At 65.4% G+C, this 15,116-nt stretch carries 15 protein-coding genes, 1 tRNA gene and 1 pseudogene; 10 read left to right on the top strand and 7 right to left on the bottom strand.

The features are described from left to right. The first annotated feature begins 77 nt into the window (after positions 1-77). The 6 genes from NO887_RS10995 to flaJ are packed head-to-tail and all read left to right on the top strand — an operon-like array spanning position 78 to position 7,116. Complete coding sequence (locus NO887_RS10995; protein ID WP_256418335.1) at positions 78-1,934, top strand: FlaD/FlaE family flagellar protein; 1,857 nt, start codon at positions 78-80, stop codon at positions 1,932-1,934. Then, positions 1,924-2,400: an archaellum stator protein ArlF gene (gene arlF / locus NO887_RS10990; RefSeq protein ID WP_256418334.1), complete on the top strand. Its 477-nt coding sequence runs from the start codon at positions 1,924-1,926 to the stop codon at positions 2,398-2,400. Before NO887_RS10995 ends, arlF begins: the two co-directional genes overlap by 11 nt. Further along, complete coding sequence (gene arlG / locus NO887_RS10985; protein ID WP_256418333.1) at positions 2,401-2,874, top strand: archaellum stator protein ArlG; 474 nt, start codon at positions 2,401-2,403, stop codon at positions 2,872-2,874. A 2-nt stretch (positions 2,875-2,876) separates the two neighbouring features. After that, a complete protein-coding gene (gene arlH, locus NO887_RS10980; RefSeq protein ID WP_256418332.1) occupies positions 2,877-3,626 on the top strand; it encodes an archaellum protein ArlH in 750 nt (249 codons plus the stop codon). A gap of 25 nt (positions 3,627-3,651) precedes the next feature. Continuing rightward, complete coding sequence (locus tag NO887_RS10975; RefSeq protein ID WP_256418331.1) at positions 3,652-5,325, top strand: type II/IV secretion system ATPase subunit; 1,674 nt, start codon at positions 3,652-3,654, stop codon at positions 5,323-5,325. A 54-nt stretch (positions 5,326-5,379) separates the two neighbouring features. Then, positions 5,380-7,116 carry an archaellar assembly protein FlaJ gene (flaJ, locus tag NO887_RS10970; protein WP_256418330.1) on the top strand — a complete coding sequence of 579 codons (1,737 nt, stop codon included), beginning with the start codon at positions 5,380-5,382 and terminating at the stop codon, positions 7,114-7,116. 58 nt (positions 7,117-7,174) lie between these two features. On the opposite strand, the gene NO887_RS10965 is transcribed toward flaJ, so the two are convergent. Together NO887_RS10965 and NO887_RS10960 are read right to left on the bottom strand one after the other, a co-directional pair. Then, positions 7,175-7,645, bottom strand: a complete 471-nt coding sequence (locus NO887_RS10965) for a hypothetical protein (RefSeq protein WP_256418329.1) — start codon at positions 7,643-7,645, stop codon at positions 7,175-7,177. A 104-nt stretch (positions 7,646-7,749) separates the two neighbouring features. Continuing rightward, positions 7,750-7,884 (bottom strand): annotated as a pseudogene (locus NO887_RS10960) (NAD-dependent epimerase/dehydratase family protein); the annotation flags it as partial. A gap of 147 nt (positions 7,885-8,031) precedes the next feature. On the opposite strand from NO887_RS10960, the gene htpX reads away from it, so the two are divergent. The 3 genes from htpX to cgi121 all read left to right on the top strand — a co-directional run bounded on the left by htpX (position 8,032) and on the right by cgi121 (position 12,072). Continuing rightward, complete coding sequence (gene htpX / locus NO887_RS10955) at positions 8,032-8,907, top strand: zinc metalloprotease HtpX (protein ID WP_256418328.1); 876 nt, start codon at positions 8,032-8,034, stop codon at positions 8,905-8,907. A 73-nt stretch (positions 8,908-8,980) separates the two neighbouring features. Further along, positions 8,981-11,449: an ATP-dependent DNA helicase gene (locus NO887_RS10950; RefSeq protein WP_256418327.1), complete on the top strand. Its 2,469-nt coding sequence runs from the start codon at positions 8,981-8,983 to the stop codon at positions 11,447-11,449. Between the two features lie 44 nt (positions 11,450-11,493). Beyond that, positions 11,494-12,072 (top strand): KEOPS complex subunit Cgi121, encoded by a 579-nt coding sequence (gene cgi121, locus NO887_RS10945; protein WP_256418389.1) that lies wholly within the window; start codon positions 11,494-11,496, stop codon positions 12,070-12,072. 147 nt (positions 12,073-12,219) lie between these two features. Here the strand turns inward: cgi121 and NO887_RS10940 are convergent. Next, positions 12,220-12,292, bottom strand: a tRNA-Gln gene (locus tag NO887_RS10940). Between the two features lie 155 nt (positions 12,293-12,447). Here NO887_RS10940 and NO887_RS10935 point away from each other — a divergent pair. After that, positions 12,448-13,053 carry an IMP cyclohydrolase gene (locus NO887_RS10935; RefSeq protein ID WP_256418326.1) on the top strand — a complete coding sequence of 202 codons (606 nt, stop codon included), beginning with the start codon at positions 12,448-12,450 and terminating at the stop codon, positions 13,051-13,053. Between the two features lie 107 nt (positions 13,054-13,160). On the opposite strand, the gene NO887_RS10930 is transcribed toward NO887_RS10935, so the two are convergent. The 4 genes from NO887_RS10930 to NO887_RS10915 form a co-directional block, all read right to left on the bottom strand. Further along, on the bottom strand, positions 13,161-13,541 hold the full coding sequence (locus NO887_RS10930) for a helix-turn-helix domain-containing protein (protein WP_256418325.1): 381 nt from the start codon (positions 13,539-13,541) through the stop codon (positions 13,161-13,163). Between the two features lie 64 nt (positions 13,542-13,605). Beyond that, entirely contained in the window at positions 13,606-13,845 is a 240-nt protein-coding gene (locus tag NO887_RS10925; protein ID WP_256418324.1) for a DUF8001 family protein, read from the bottom strand. Between the two features lie 55 nt (positions 13,846-13,900). Further along, positions 13,901-14,587, bottom strand: coding sequence for a DUF5828 family protein (locus NO887_RS10920; RefSeq protein ID WP_256418323.1), 687 nt, complete (start codon positions 14,585-14,587; stop codon positions 13,901-13,903). Positions 14,588-14,664: 77 nt separating this feature from the next. Beyond that, positions 14,665-14,898 carry a DUF8007 family protein gene (locus NO887_RS10915; protein WP_256418322.1) on the bottom strand — a complete coding sequence of 78 codons (234 nt, stop codon included), beginning with the start codon at positions 14,896-14,898 and terminating at the stop codon, positions 14,665-14,667. Positions 14,899-15,116 lie beyond the last annotated feature (218 nt).

Below are 15,116 nucleotides of genomic sequence, written 5' to 3'. Positions count from 1 at the left end.
GCCGTTCGAACTCCGTCTTCTCATTGATGATATTTTGAGAGGTGCATTGAAGTGTGTTCTGCGGGTCGATGCTTGTAATGGGCCTCGAACTACCGGTGTGGGGAGCTCCGACGGCTGCATGGATAGTCGCCACGCTGGGGCTCGTCGGTGCGAGCGTCCTCGATCGATTCCTCGACGACGACGGATCCGACGACACGTCGGGAGGCATGGGCGGCGACGATGACCCCTTCGGCGGCGGTGGAGGGATGGGCAGTGGCGGAGGAATGGGTGGCGGTGACATGGGCGGCGACGGCTTCGACGACTTCGATGGCATGGACGAGTGGGACGACGACTTCGACGACGGAGGTGGTGGCGGTGGCAACACCGACGAGCTGGAAAAGCGGCTCGACGACCTCGAAAATGAGGTCGCCTCCCTCTCTTCGACCGTCTCGACGGTCCGATCGGAGAACGAGGAGATCTCGGCTGCCGTCGACGACATCGAGGAAGACGTCCGGAACCTCCTCGACATCTACGAGATGGTCACCCGCGGGATCAACCCGTTCGTCGACGATTCGAGCGGCTTCGACAGCGTCAGTGGCGGCGGCGAGGGGTCGTTCGGCCTCTTCGACGACGAGGAGGAGGGCGGCGAGGACGATGACCTCGACGACGATGTCGCGAGCGCAGACGCCGACGGATTCTTCGATGACGACCTGCTCGACGACGAGTTCGACGAGGCCGAAGACGACGCGGACGATGCGGGCGATGCGGACGACGCGTTCGGCGAACTGGAGACGGACGAACAGACGGACGATGGCGACCCCGCCGCCGCCACGTCCGAGACTTCGACGGCGGACGACGGAGACGACATGAACGACGATGGAAAGAGCTTCAGCGAGCTGAAAGAGGAGTACGACGCCGGAGAGGCCGACTGGGCCGAGGAGGGAGACGACGCTCCCGGCGACGAAACGGACCCGTTCGACGAACCGGGCGAGGACACGGACGAAGCAGACGAGTTCGGCGACGACGGCGACGATCCGTTCGATGACACCGGTGACGGTTTCGACGAGGGGGCTGCCGCCGAGGATCCCTTCGACGACGAGCCCGTCGAGTCCGAGCCCGAATCGAGCGGTCACGTCGACAGCGATCCAGAGCCGGACCGCTCGCGCGGCCCCCGTCCCGGCGGCGACCCCGCCGAGGCGAACGGCGACGGCTTCGAGTACGTCGGCACAGACGACCTCTCCGGCGGCCGCGGGAAGCCGTACCTCACGGAGCTTCCCGGCGACTACGTCGGCGACCTCCTCGTGATGGAGTGGCTGGAGTTCTTGGTCTCGGAGAGCGACGTCACCGACGCGGTCCGCGCGATCAACTACTACGAGCGGATCGAGTGGGTCGGCCCGGAGGCGGCCGCACGGCTTCGCGACTTCCTCTCCGGGTTCGGCACGATCGACCGCAACGTCGTCGATCGCCCCGGCACGGATAGGCTGGTCCGGGAGCACCACACGCGAAGTCTCCGATACGTGACCCAACTCAACGGGACGAGCGGCCACCTGATGCTCTTGGATCGGTGGGACGATCTCGCCGGGGGGTCGCTCGTGGGCGGCCGCGCGCCGTCGATCAACACGCACGGCGATCGGCGGCGGTCGCGCGGTCACGGCGGCAGTCGCGACGACGGTCAGCGCGATGACGGTCGGCGCGATGACCCCCGGCGTGGCGACCGTCAGAGTGACCGGAACGGTCGCCGCGAGAACGGACACGAGCCCGACACCGGCGCGAGAGCCGACCGATCCGCCCGCCGTGACGACGAGTCTGGTCGCCGCGAGGGGCGCTCGGACGATCGAGTCGACGGATCGACCGAGCGCGATCGGAACGGCGGGTCACCGCGACCGATGAACGACCCGAACCCGCGTTCCGATCGGGCCGATCCGGCCGACGGAGGGTGGGACGATGGGCGTTAGCGTCTCCGCCTCGACGGCCATCATCGTCGCGGGGCTGTTCTTCGCGTTCACGACGTTTTACCCCGTGGCTGCGAACGGTCTCGACCGCGTCTCGGACGCTGAACACGGCATGCACGAGCGCGCCTTGGAGCAGCAGAACACCGAGTTCGCGGTGACGAATGCGACGTACGACGACACGAACAACGGGACGCTCACCGTGACCGCCGACAACGACGGCGCGCTCGGCCTCGTCGCAGACGACGCGACGCTCGTCGTCGGCAACGAGTACGTCGATGTCGGCAGCTCCGAGGCGATCACGACGGTCGACGGCGACACCGACACCGAACTCTGGCTCGGCGGCGAGACGCTGACCGTCGAGGTCGACGGTGGCGCATTCGATACCACCGTGACCGGTGGCGAGACCCGCGTCGTCTTGGTGGTCGAGTCCGGCGTCCGCGACGCCGCCACCGTGACGGAGGTGAGCTAGATGGCGAGCGTCCCCGTCTCGCATCTGATCTTGTTCATCGCGAGCCTCGTGATCGCCGCGAGCGTCGTGGGAACGATCACGACCGGCGTCGACCGCGTGAGCGCCGCCGTCGACGACGCCGGACTGGACGCGACGGAGACGCTCCGCACGGACGTGACGATCATCTCCGACCCGAGTTCGGGGGTGTACGACGAGGGTACTGATAACGTGACGCTGTTGATAAAGAACACCGGCACCTATCGGCTCGCGCCAGACGGCTCCGGGCTCGACGTGCTCTTCGACGGTGCATACGTTCCGCCGGACGCGATGACCGGCGACCTCGTCTCTGCCGGTGACGGCGCGGCGTGGAGCCGCGGCGACGTGCTCCGGCTCACGATCGAGGCTGGAGACCTCAGTTCTGGAACCGACCACCGCGTGTACCTGACCGTCAACGGCGACGAGGAACTGTTCCAGTTCCGGGTGGAGGGGAACTGACCGTGCCGCACGACAATCTTCTCTCGATCGGGCTCGGCGAGCGCGACCGACTCAACAAGGAGCTCGGCGGCGGGATTCCCCGCGGGAGCATCGTCCTCATGGAGGGCGACTACGGGGCCGGGAAAAGCGCCATCTCGCAGCGGTTCGCCTACGGGCTCGTCGAAGAGGGCGCGTCGGTGACGATGATGTCGACCGAACTCACCGTTCGCGGCTTCATCGATCAGATGCACTCGCTGGAGTACGACATGGTGAAGCCGCTCTTACAGGAGGAACTGCTCTTTCTCCACGCCGACTTCGACTCCGGCGGCGCGTTCTCGGACGGCGACGGTGAACGCAAGGAACTGCTCAAGCGGCTGATGAACGCGGAGGCGATGTGGAACTCCGATGTCATCTTCCTCGACACGTTCGACGCTATCTTCCGGAACGATCCCACCTTCGAAGCGCTCGTCCGGAAAAACGAGGAGCGACAGGCGGCCCTTGAGATCATCTCCTTCTTCCGCGAGATCATCTCGCAGGGGAAGGTTGTCGTGTTAACTGTCGATCCCTCGGCGGTCGACGACGAGGCTATCGGACCGTTCCGCTCCATCGCCGACGTCTTCCTCCAACTAGAGATGATCGAGGTCGGTAGCGATATCCGACGACAGATCAATGTGAAACGGTTCGCCGGAATGGGCGAACAGGTCGGCGACACGATCGGGTTCTCGGTCCGCTCGGGAACCGGCATCGTCATCGAGAGCCGGAGCGTCGCCTGAACCACCAACGTATCCGAGAGACACCATGACCGAACACGGCACCGCGAAACCGTCTGAAGAACTCCGGAAAGCAGCCATGCGTCGGCCGCACCTCCGGGAACACCTCCGGGAGTTCAAGCAGATCACCGGCGAGTTCCCGCAGTTCATCGAGGAGCCCAAATCAGAGTACGAGTCGGACCGGCCGAACGTCATCTACCCGGTCGGCGGCCCGATCTACAGCCACATCTACGGCGACCTCGGGCAGGACACCAAATACTACGCCATCGAGCCGGAGGTGTCCGGGCCGCAGGCCGATATTCTCAACCAGGTCAAAAACCGGCTGCTCTCCGTGAGCGGTCAACACAGTGCTCCCGACTCCGAGGCCGAGTACGACGATCTCATCGAGGAACTGTTAGAGCAGGTGACCCACGTTGACGACCACACGACCGGCTGGCGGCGGGGGCTCTCGAAGGTGCGTAACATGGGGAAACTCTCCGTCACCGAGGAGACCTACCAGAACATCCGCTACCGACTCAACCGTGACATCGTCGGACTCGGACCCCTCGAACCGGTGATGCGCGACACGGCCAACGAGGACATCCACGTCATCGGTCCCAAGGAGTGTCACGTCGACCACGGCACGTTCGGTATGCTAGAGACGACCGTCGACTTCGGGACCCCGAAGGAGTTCGACAACTGGCTGCGCAACATGGGCGAGCGGATCGGCGACCCACTCTCCGACTCCGACCCCATCGTCGACTCCACGCTGCCGGACGGATCGCGTATCAATATCATCTACTCCGACGATGTCTCGCTGAAGGGGTCCTCACTCACGATCCGACAGGGTGAGGAGGTCCCCCTCTCCATCAACCAGATCACCAACTGGGGGACGCTGTCGCCGGAGCTCGCCGCGTACCTCTGGCTGTGTCTGGAGAACGAACAGACGGTGTTCGTGGTCGGGGAGACGGCGTCAGGGAAGACGACGACGCTGAACGCCATCCTCTCGTACATTCCGGACGACTCGAAGATCTACACCGCGGAGGACACCGCGGAGGTCATCCCGCCGCACAGCACTTGGCAGCAGCTGCTGACCCGGGAGGGCGGCGGCGAGGGATCCTCCGACGTGGACATGTTCGATCTGGTCGCCGCCGCGCTGCGGTCGCGTCCCGACTACATCATCGTGGGCGAGGTTCGGGGCGCGGAGGGACGCATGGCGTTCCAAGCGGCCCAGACTGGCCACCCAGTCATGCTGACGTTCCACGCGTCTGACATCGTCTCGATGATCCAGCGGTTCACCTCTGAGCCGATCAACGTTCCAGAGACGTTCATGGACAACGCCGACGTGGCGCTGTTCCAGAATCGGGTGAAGCAGGGTGACGACGTGCTCCGGCGAGTGACGAGCGTCCAAGAGATCGAGGGGTACTCGAAGGAGATGGAAGGTGTCGTCACCCGCGAGGTGTTCAGTTGGGACCCCGTCGAAGACGAAATCGTCTTCCAAGGGATGAACAACTCCTACGTGCTCGAAGAGCAGATCGCGACGCTTCTGGGGTACGCAGACACCCGGGACATCTACGACGACCTCGAGTTCCGCGCGGAGCTGATAAATCGGATGATCCAAGAAGGAATCTTGGGCTACCACGAGGTTAACGACGCGATCAACGCCTTCCAGCGCGACGGCGTCGAGGGACTGCCCTTCGACATGCATCGGAACGTCAGGTGATCGCTGGATGAACGGGGCCGTCGAGCACGGTGGAAAGCGGGGTCATCACAGCCGATGGCAGTGAAACAGGTCGGCAACGGACTTGCGACCGCGGCCGATCTAACCTCTGAGATCCTCGAGTCCTACGAGAAGCTTGATATCTCGAAAGGACAGTATCTCGGCTTCGTGCTGCTCCCGGCGGTGCTCGTGTTCCTCGCGAGCGTCGTCGGCATGGTCGTCCTCCCGCTACCGCTTGCAGCACGGGTTCCGGTGCCGATGTTCGGCGGGCTCGTGCTGGTCGCGGCCGTCGTTTACCCGAAGATCTACCTCAGCAGCTTGGAGACGAAGATAGACAACCAGATGCATCTCGTGATGACGCACATGACGGTGCTGTCGACGACGAACATTGACCGGATGGAGGTGTTCCGGACGCTGGCGCGAGAAGAGGAGTACGGGGTCGCAGCCGAGGAGATCCGCCGCGTCGTCCACCTCGTCGACACGTGGAACCAGAGTCTCGACGACGCGTGTCGCCGGCGCGCACAGGAAGTTCCCTCGGACGCGATGGCCGACTTCTTCGATCGGCTCGGCTACACGATGGGCGCGGGGCAGTCGTTAGAGGAGTTTCTCGTCTCCGAACAGGACGTCATGCTCGCAAAGTACGAGACGCTCTACGAGTCCTCGCTGGCGAACCTAGAGGTGATGAAGGATCTGTACATGTCGATGATCCTCTCGATGACGTTCGCGTTAGTGTTCGCTATCGTGCTCCCGATTTTGACCGGTAACGATCCGACGGCGACGGTGGCGGCGGTCATCGTGCTGTTCGTCTTCGTTCAACTCGGCTTCTACGCGATGATCCGGGCAACCTCGCCGTACGACCCGGTCTGGTTCCACCCGGACGAGCGCGCGCCCGGGGACCTGAAACTGTGGGCGTCGCTCGGGATCGGCGGCGGACTCTCCTTCGTGATCATCGGGATCACGGCTGCCGGGATGTTCGGCTACGGTCCCGGACTCCCCGGACTCCTCTTTTTCCTCGACGACGTGCGGCTCCCGCTGTACCTCGCTGTCCCCGTCTCGCCGCTCATCATCACCGGAGTGGTCCTCCGGCAAGAAGAACAGGCGATCACGGCACGCGACAGGGAGTTCCCCTCGTTCGTCCGCGCGCTGGGCGCGACCGAGAGCGCGAAGCAGTCGACGACGACAGACGTGTTGACCACGCTGCGCGAGAAGAACTTCGGCGACCTTTCACCGGCCATCGAGCGGCTCTACCGGCGTCTCAACATGCGTATCAGCACCGAGGGAGCATGGCGTGCGTTCACGTTCGATACGCGGTCGTACCTCATCCAGAAGTTCTCCGAGATGTATCTCGTCGGCCGGCAGATGGGCGGCGATCCGAAAATGCTCGGTGAGCTGATATCGAAGAACATGAACGCCGTCAACCAGCTCCGCGAGCAGCGTCGACAGGCGGCGCTCACCTTTATCGGCCTGCTGTACGGGATCACGGCGGCGGCGACGTTCGCGTTCTTCATCGGGTTAGAGATCGTCGCGATCCTCGCCGATCTGACGGCGGACTTCCAGCTCGACCAGATGGACATCGGGCAGATCATCTACCCCGGCGCGTACGACATCCCGCTCATCGAGTACCTCCTCCTCACCGTGGTACTTTTTAACGCCGCGCTCTCCTCGCAGATGATCCGGCGAATCGACGGCGGCAACCCCGCGAACGGGTACATCCACTTCGTGCTCCTGACGTGGCTCGGCGCGGTGACCGCGATCGCGACCCGGACGCTCGTCAACGCAATCTTGTCGATCTGATCGCGGGCGAACGAAAGCGTCGACGCCGGAATTTTCAGTCGGCATGTGAGGCGTCCGGTCAGTCGCTCACGTCTGTGAAGCAGTTGAATTCGACGCTGACGGAGTCGACGGTGGAGCCGGATTCGGTCACCGCGACGATCCGGTAGCGACCGTGTAACGGCCGGTCGCCGAGCGACTGCTCGTACAAGAGTTTCCCCTCGGCGACCCCGACCTTGTTCGCCATCACTCCGGCGTCGGCTGGCGACACAGGGATCACGTGCGCGAGTTCGTCCGCCGCGTCGTACACCTCGAGCGCGTCGATGCCGGTTTCTTCGACATCGTCGACGGACAGCGGAACCGCCAGCCGGACAGTGCCGGACTCGACCGTCCCCTGCGCGCCGCCGTCGAGAACGTCTCCCTCGCCGTGTTCGACGGCGCTCGTGTGGCAGTCGACCGTGTCGGAACCGCCCGATTCAGACCCGCTACAGCCGGCCAAGCCGGCGACGGTCGCGGCGCTGACGGTGGCGAGCAACTGACGTCTGGAGGGCATACCACCGAGTATCTGGTCCGACCGCATCAACGTTGTCCCCGAACCGCCTCGTATCAGCGTCCGAACAGCGGCGGCTTGGCGGTGTTCTTTGTCGGCCTCGCAGACGAGACGTTCGGGGCTGGATCGGCGTCCGGTCCGGGATGCTCGTAGTCGACGACGACCTCGTCGTCGCTGGCGAGCCGGTCGACGATTCAGTGCCCGGAGGCACCGCGGCCGCCGGTGACGAGAACGGCCTCCATGCAGTCAGGGTGGACACGCGGGGGAAAGGATGTCGCGTCGGTCTCTCGCGTCGTCGAGACGGAGCCGAGAGACGCCTGTGCCCGAGGTCGGCGATCACGCCCTCTCGCTCCGGCAAGCTTTAACGCCGCGGACGGTAACTGGCGGTCATGGACTGGAAGACTGACTGGGGACTCCGTGGACGGATGGCGTTCACGATGTTCCTGCTCTTCGCCCTCTACGTCGTGTTTGTCGGCGTGTTAACTGAGTTCTTTTTCGCTGGGAACCTCCTGTTGCCCGTGATCATGCTCGGCGGGTTCGCGATTGCCCAGTACTTCTTCAGCGACAAGCTCGCCCTGCGGAGCATGGGCGCGCGAGAGGTGACGGCCGACGAGCACCCGGACCTCCACCGCCGGATCGAGCGGCTGAGCCAGCAGGCCGACCTCCCGAAGCCGACGGTCGCTGTCGCCGACACGCAGGTTCCGAACGCGTTCGCGACCGGTCGCAACAAGAAGAACGCGACCGTCGCCGTGACCACGGGCCTGTTGCGCTCGCTCGACGAAGACGAACTCGACGGCGTGCTCGCACACGAGCTCGCGCACGTGAAGAACCGCGACGTGATGGTGATGACCATCGCCTCGTTCCTCTCGACTATCGCCTTCTTCATCGTGCGGTGGGGCTGGCTGTTCAGCGGCGACAACCGACAGGGCGCGCCGGTCATTGTCGCGATCCTCGTGTCGATCCTCGTCTGGATCATCTCGTTCCTGCTCATCCGCGCGCTCTCGCGGTACCGCGAATACACCGCGGACCGCGGGGCGGCGCTCATCACGGGGAATCCGGGCGCGCTCGCGTCCGCGCTGATGACGATCGACGGCCGGATGGACCGCGTCCCGAAAGAGGACCTCCGCGAGGAAGCCGAGATGAACGCGTTCTTCATCATCCCGATCCGGGCCGGATTCGTGGGCAAGATCGCCTCGACGCACCCGTCGACCGAGAATCGGGTCGAGCGGCTCCGCGAACTGGAACGCGAAATGGAGACGGCGTAGCTCCTCGGCATCGGCGTTCCCGTTTCCGTCCGCTTCCGACGATTTAAATCGGATCGGAGCCCACGTTCCTGTAATGCAACCGAGTTCGCTCTCCGGACTCCCCGCGGGCGTCGGCGAGGCGCTCGAATCGGAGGGCGTCACCGAGCTGTACCCGCCCCAGCAGGCGGCCGTCGACGCTGGCGTCGTCGACGGCGACAGCCTCGTCGCCGCGGTTCCGACGGCCTCCGGCAAGACCCTTATCGCGGAGCTCGCCATGCTCTCGGCGGTCGAGAGCGGCGGCAAGGCCCTGTACATCGTGCCACTGCGCGCGCTCGCTAGCGAAAAGAAGGCGGAGTTCGAACGCTGGGACGACCACGGTGTCACGGTCGGCGTCTCCACGGGAAACTACGAGTCCGACGGCGAGTGGCTCGCGAGCCGCGACATCATCGTCGCTACCTCAGAAAAGGTCGACTCGCTGATCCGCAACGGCGCGCCGTGGATCGACGACCTCACCTGCGTCGTGAGCGACGAGGTCCACCTCGTCGACGACGCACACCGCGGTCCGACCCTCGAAGTGACCCTCGCGAAGCTCCGGAAGGTGAACTCCGGCCTCCAGACGGTCGCGCTCTCGGCCACGGTGGGGAACGCCGACGTGATCGCCAACTGGCTCGACGCCGAGCTCGTCGAGTCTGACTGGCGACCGATCGACCTCCGGATCGGCGTCCACTACGGCAACGCCATCGACTTCGACGACGGGAGCAAACGCGAGGTTCCCGTCGACCGCGGCGAAGACCAGACCCCGCGACTCGTCGCCGACGCGCTAGACACAGAGGAGGACGGACAGGGCGGCTCCTCGCTCGTCTTCGTCAACTCCCGGCGCAACGCCGAGTCCGCCGCCCGGCGACTGGCCGACGTGACCGGGTCGCGACTCACCGACGACGAGCGCGACCGACTCCGCGCGATCGCCGAGGAGATCCGCGGCGTCTCCGACACGGACACTTCAGAAGACCTCGCGGACGCCGTCGAACGGGGGTCGGCGTTCCACCACGCGGGGCTCGCGAGCGAGCACCGAGCACTCGTCGAAGACGCCTTCCGCGACCGGCTGATCAAGTGCGTCTCCGCGACGCCGACGCTGGCCGCCGGGGTCAACACCCCAGCCCGGCGGGTGATCGTTCGCGACTGGCGGCGCTACGACGGAGAGTTCGGCGGGATGAAGCCGCTCGACGTGCTCGAAATTCATCAGATGTGCGGGCGCGCGGGGCGGCCCGGACTCGACCCGTACGGCGAGGCCGTGCTGCTTGCAAGTGACGCCGACACCAAGGACGAGCTGTTCGAGCGGTACGTCTGGGCCGAGGCCGAACCGGTTCGCTCAAAGCTCGCGGCCGAGCCTGCGCTCCGGACCCACGTACTCGCCACCGTCGCCTCCGGGTTCGCCTCCGCGCGTGACGGCCTCCTCTCGTTTCTCGACAACACACTCTACGCGACTCAAACCGACGACGAGGGGAGACTCGCCGCGGTCACGGACACTGTTCTCGACTACCTAGCGGTCAACGACTTCCTCGACCGCGACCGCGAGGGCAGCACGGAGAGCCTCACCGCGACCGGGATCGGCCACACCGTCTCGCGGCTCTACCTCGACCCGATGAGCGCCGCGGAGATGATCGACGGCCTCCGGTGCACCGGCGAGGCGGACGAAGACGGCGGCACCGACGAGTTCGTCCGAACCGGCGGCGACGGTGACGACCTCGAATTCGGCACGTACACGCGAGCGGGCGAGGGACGTTCGAACGAAGACGTTTCCGACGGCGACGGATCCGGAGAGGCCGCCGGCCGCGAGGCGGACGGTGACGCCGCGCTCTCGCCTCCCGGAGTCACGCCGCTCGGGCTCTACCACCTCGTCAGCCGCACTCCCGACATGTACGAGCTCTACCTGAAGTCGGGTGACCGCGAGGAGTACACCGAGCTCTGCTACGAGCGGGAAGGGGAGTTCCTCGGCGACGTTCCCTCCGAGTACGAGGACGTGCGGTTCGAGGACTGGCTCGCGTCGTTGAAGACGGCTCGGCTCTTAGAGGACTGGGCAAGCGAGGTCGACGAGGACCGGATCGCGGAGCAGTATGGCGTTGGACCGGGCGACATCCGCGGGAAAGTCGAGACGGCCGAGTGGCTCCTCCGGGCCGCCGAGACGCTGGCGGGCGACATCGAGGGCGTCGACGGCGACACCGTCGTCGCGGTTCGCGAGGCCAGAAAGCGGATCGAGTACGGTGTCCGCGAGGAGCTGCTCGATCTCGCCGGAGTCCGGAACGTCGGTCGGAAGCGCGCCCGGCGGCTGTACGAGGCCGGCATCGAAAGTCGAGCAGACCTCCGCGAGGCCGAAAAATCCGTGGTGCTCGGCGCGTTGCGGGGACGCGAGCGGACCGCGGAGCGGATCCTCGAACACGCCGGCCGCGAGGATCCGTCGATGGACGGCGTCCGTCCCGACAGCTCGGCGTCCGCAGCAGCGACGGCCGGCTCAGCGAGCGGCAACGACGGAGACGGACAGGCGAGTCTGGGTGATTTCCGGTGACGTCGGGACGCTTCGAACCGACCGACGATCACGGTACCCGCGTCATGACCGACGGCGGTCGCTCAGCCATCAATCCGCCGACGCCGCCGTATCAGGTCCGACACGGCACCGCACACATTGACGACCTCGACGCGTTTCTCGACGCGCTCGGCGAGATATCGACCGAGACCGGAGCGGTCGTGCAGGCGTTCGACGCCGACCTCGTCGTCTCCGAGACGCACCTACGGGAGGCGACTCGTCTCGCCGCCCGCGCGATCGCCCGCGGGGAGGCGGTCGCTCGCGACCCGAGCGTGGAGGTGCTCCTGTACGCGGCCGGTCGCCGCCAGATCGACCGCGCGCTCCGGCTCGGCGTCACCGAGGGTGAGGGCCGCGTCGTTGTCCTCTTGGCCGATTTCGGTGGGGTGTCGGGCGCGGAGCGCCAGTCTGCCGACCTCGAAGCGGCCGCCGCGGGGGTCGACGAACACACGTCGTTCGCGCCGGTCGATCCCGCGTCGACGCTCTCGTTCGACCGGGATCGAGTGCGCGAACTCTTCGATATCGGTGACCGCGAACTCGACGCGGTCGACGGCGACATCGCCGATATCGTCCGCGAGCGCGTCGCGCTTCTCGACGTCGAGAAGTGAGCGCGATCTTCTGAGACCCCCTCTTTTCGGATGGAAAACGACGGACGTGAGAGGGATATCGTTCCACCTGAAACGATCGAGGTGGAGGGCGAGACTCACCATTGGCGGGTGATGTCGATCGAAACCGAGCGAAGCGAGCGGCGAGAATAGTCCATCCTGGATTCGAACCAGGGTCGAAGCCCCCAGAAGGCTTCAGGATTGGCCACTACCCCAATGGACTGCGCATTTTCCCGTAACCAACGGGTGTTTGTAAGCGTTGCGCGTTGGCGACGCCCTGCGACCCGTTCACAGCGTCCGGTCCGCTCAATCGCGAATCCGATCGACGAACGTGGGTAGATCGATGCGTTTTAGCGGACTCAATCGCCACGAAGTTGTATGTACGTCGGACGGTTCGTCGTCGTCGCTCCCGGAATCGGCGCGTATCGAGTCTCCTCGCGATCGTTCCCGAATCGTCGCGTGATCGATCGCGACGGAACGCTCACCGTCGGCCCTACACCGGACGCGCCGGAGACCGACAACCCGTACGTCTCGTACAACTGCGCGCGGGAGGTTCACACGCCGACCGGCGAACCGCTCGCCGTCGTCGGCAACGGCTCGCACGTCGACCCGATCGCGGAGAAGTTGGAGACGGGATATCCCGCTCGAGACGCGCTCGCGACCGCGCTGCTCGCGCTCGACTTCGAGAAGGACGACTACGACACTCCCCGGATCGCGGGGGTCGTCAGCGCTGAGACCGCGACGGTCGGGACCGTTCGCCGGGACGCGCTTCTCGTCGAGGCGGTTGATGAGCCGACGATTGTCGCGACCTACGAGACCGACAGTCCGGAGCCGTACGCGCTGTCGGCCGCGGATCCGCCGACGGACGCGGCGGCCGCGGCGACCGAAGTTCTCTCCGCCGACTTCGAACACCCGGTGTGTGCCGCCGGTGCGACCGTCGACGACGACGGCGTCACGCTCGCGTTCGACAACGACACGTCGTAACCTGCCGACGAAGCTTCGGCGGACGGTGAACTCGGTCGGCTACCGGAGGGAGTCGGTGCTGTCGCTATGGTCACCGCTTCCGCGGCGTCAGAAGACTACCGGTAGGCCTACTCGCTGCCAGCGTCGGGATCGAACCCGTCGATCGCAGCGTGAACGGCTTCGACCCATTCGTCGAGGGCGTCGTGGAGCCTAGTCTTCGCTTCCGGGATTGGAATCGCGGTGTACTGGTAGACGTATCCGCCGGAGTCGAGAAGTCGCCGCCGGCGCTCGACGAGCCCTTTCTCGCGCAGCGTCGATAGCGATCGGTTCACATTCGATCGGTCTCGATCGAGCGTCGCGGCGAGTTCGGCGACCGTGCTCCCCGGATGATCGAGCAACACGAGGTACGTTCGGCTCTCGTGGTCGCGAACGCCGAACACGCAGGAGAGGACATGTTCGAATGAGGGTGACACGTCGCCGACGAGATCCTCGATCTCGGGGTCGGCCATGGGCGTCGTTCGGCCGCGTTCGGGTTAAACCTCGGTGTCGCAGCCGATCCGACCGCGGCGTTGGTCACTCCGCGGCCGCGTATCCCATCTGGTCGAGACAGCTGCGCATCTCGGACTCTTCGGCGTGTCGGTGGAGGTTCGTCGGTGTGTCACAATGATACGTCTCTCCGTCGTACCGGAGGACGATCTCGTGGGACCCGCCGGCGACCTCGACATCGACGAGGATCCGCTGTCCGTCGTTGAGCGCGTCTATCAGTTCGTCGGCCGACAGTTCGCCGGCGTCAACCCGAAGCACCTCGGTCATGAGCTCCGTTCATCGGGCCGGGAAGTAAATCCGTTCGATGCGATCGGCCGCGTCCTCACGTCGTCGTCGAGTCGGGACCGCCCTCCGTTTCGGGCGGTTCGACGCCTTCGGCGGCGGCTACGTCCTCGGTTCGCTTCTCCGCTTCGACGTGCCAACGGTCGATCTCCGACTCGTACTCGGCGAGAACGTCGCTCACTTCGGACTTGAGCTCGTCGTCGTTGATGTTCACCTCGAAGACGAACGTTTCGCCGGCCTCGCCGCGGCCGACCTCCTGAACGTTGGCACTGACGAGTTCGTTGTCGAAGTAGTACGGTGCCATCTGGGTCATCACCTTCCGGTAGACGGTGTCTTCGACCTTCCGGAGCGCCTTGCGGCTCGCGGAGTCGGCCGCGCGAGCGACGTGGCCGATCGACTCGCCCCACCGTTCGACGGCGCTTTCGGTGTCGTTTTCGCCGACCTTCTCGTAGGACTCCGTGAGCTTCTCTCCGGCCGTTTGCAGGTCTTCTCCCGGCGTTTTACCGGCCCGCTCGCCTTCGCCCTCTCCGACGGACGCCTGCTCTGCGGTTTTGGCCGACACGTCCTCGTCGATCCGCTCGTGAGACTTCGGCCGCCAGTCGTCGAAGTCGTGATACGCGTCGCCGTCGACGCCGGTCTCACGGAGCGCGAGCGCGATCCGCTCGCCGTGTTCGACGACATCGCCCCAGTCGCCGCGAATCTTGAACCCGGAGATGCTCTCTTCCATCGCGTGGCCCCCGCTAGGAATCGGACCGACATAAGTCTCCCACCTGACGAATCTGTTCTCTCCCGACGAGTCACGTCTTACTTCCCGTATGCGAGTCGTCGGCCGAGCGCGTCGATCCGCTCTTTGAGATCGCTCAGGAATCCGGCCGGCGACACGCGGCGGATCGAGGACTCGTCGACTTCGATCCGCTCGTCGCCGAACGGGTCGCGCTCTGCGCGCTCGTCGTCGCTCTGGTCCTCGCTTACCGTGCCGACGACCGTCGACATCGAACACCGACCACACGCCTCGGTTCGGATCTCTTGGTCGGACATGGGTGTCTCTACCGCACTAACGCGGCCCACGGTGTTAAATCTCGCCTCCGAGGGTCGTATCCGGTGTACCGTCATTCTCGGGACCATTGACATCCTCCCCGCGCTGAAGCGCGAGGCTTTCTCCTCGATTCTCCGTAACGGCGTCTCGACTGAACTCCCAGCCGAGACGCAGCGTCGAGTTCACCCCGATGACCTTTTTACTACTCCGTGGAACGGGT

Source organism: Halorubrum laminariae (assembly GCF_024494655.1).
Lineage (GTDB): Archaea > Halobacteriota > Halobacteria > Halobacteriales > Haloferacaceae > Halorubrum > Halorubrum laminariae.
Note: the sequence above shows the minus strand (reverse complement) of the source record. Positions and strands in the feature narration are given on the sequence as shown.

What these genes read in the sequence shown, in the direction of transcription:
- NO887_RS10995 (WP_256418335.1), top strand. Translation starts at nt 78, where the DNA reads ATGGGCCTCGAACTACCGGTGTGGGGAGCTCCGACGGCTGCATGGATA.
- arlF (WP_256418334.1), top strand. Translation starts at nt 1,924, where the DNA reads ATGGGCGTTAGCGTCTCCGCCTCGACGGCCATCATCGTCGCGGGGCTG.
- arlG (WP_256418333.1), top strand. Translation starts at nt 2,401, where the DNA reads ATGGCGAGCGTCCCCGTCTCGCATCTGATCTTGTTCATCGCGAGCCTC.
- NO887_RS10975 (WP_256418331.1), top strand. Translation starts at nt 3,652, where the DNA reads ATGACCGAACACGGCACCGCGAAACCGTCTGAAGAACTCCGGAAAGCA.
- flaJ (WP_256418330.1), top strand. Translation starts at nt 5,380, where the DNA reads ATGGCAGTGAAACAGGTCGGCAACGGACTTGCGACCGCGGCCGATCTA.
- NO887_RS10965 (WP_256418329.1), bottom strand. Translation starts at nt 7,645, where the DNA reads ATGCCCTCCAGACGTCAGTTGCTCGCCACCGTCAGCGCCGCGACCGTC.
- htpX (WP_256418328.1), top strand. Translation starts at nt 8,032, where the DNA reads ATGGACTGGAAGACTGACTGGGGACTCCGTGGACGGATGGCGTTCACG.
- NO887_RS10950 (WP_256418327.1), top strand. Translation starts at nt 8,981, where the DNA reads ATGCAACCGAGTTCGCTCTCCGGACTCCCCGCGGGCGTCGGCGAGGCG.
- cgi121 (WP_256418389.1), top strand. Translation starts at nt 11,494, where the DNA reads ATGACCGACGGCGGTCGCTCAGCCATCAATCCGCCGACGCCGCCGTAT.
- NO887_RS10935 (WP_256418326.1), top strand. Translation starts at nt 12,448, where the DNA reads ATGTACGTCGGACGGTTCGTCGTCGTCGCTCCCGGAATCGGCGCGTAT.
- NO887_RS10930 (WP_256418325.1), bottom strand. Translation starts at nt 13,541, where the DNA reads ATGGCCGACCCCGAGATCGAGGATCTCGTCGGCGACGTGTCACCCTCA.
- NO887_RS10925 (WP_256418324.1), bottom strand. Translation starts at nt 13,845, where the DNA reads ATGACCGAGGTGCTTCGGGTTGACGCCGGCGAACTGTCGGCCGACGAA.
- NO887_RS10920 (WP_256418323.1), bottom strand. Translation starts at nt 14,587, where the DNA reads ATGGAAGAGAGCATCTCCGGGTTCAAGATTCGCGGCGACTGGGGCGAT.
- NO887_RS10915 (WP_256418322.1), bottom strand. Translation starts at nt 14,898, where the DNA reads ATGTCCGACCAAGAGATCCGAACCGAGGCGTGTGGTCGGTGTTCGATG.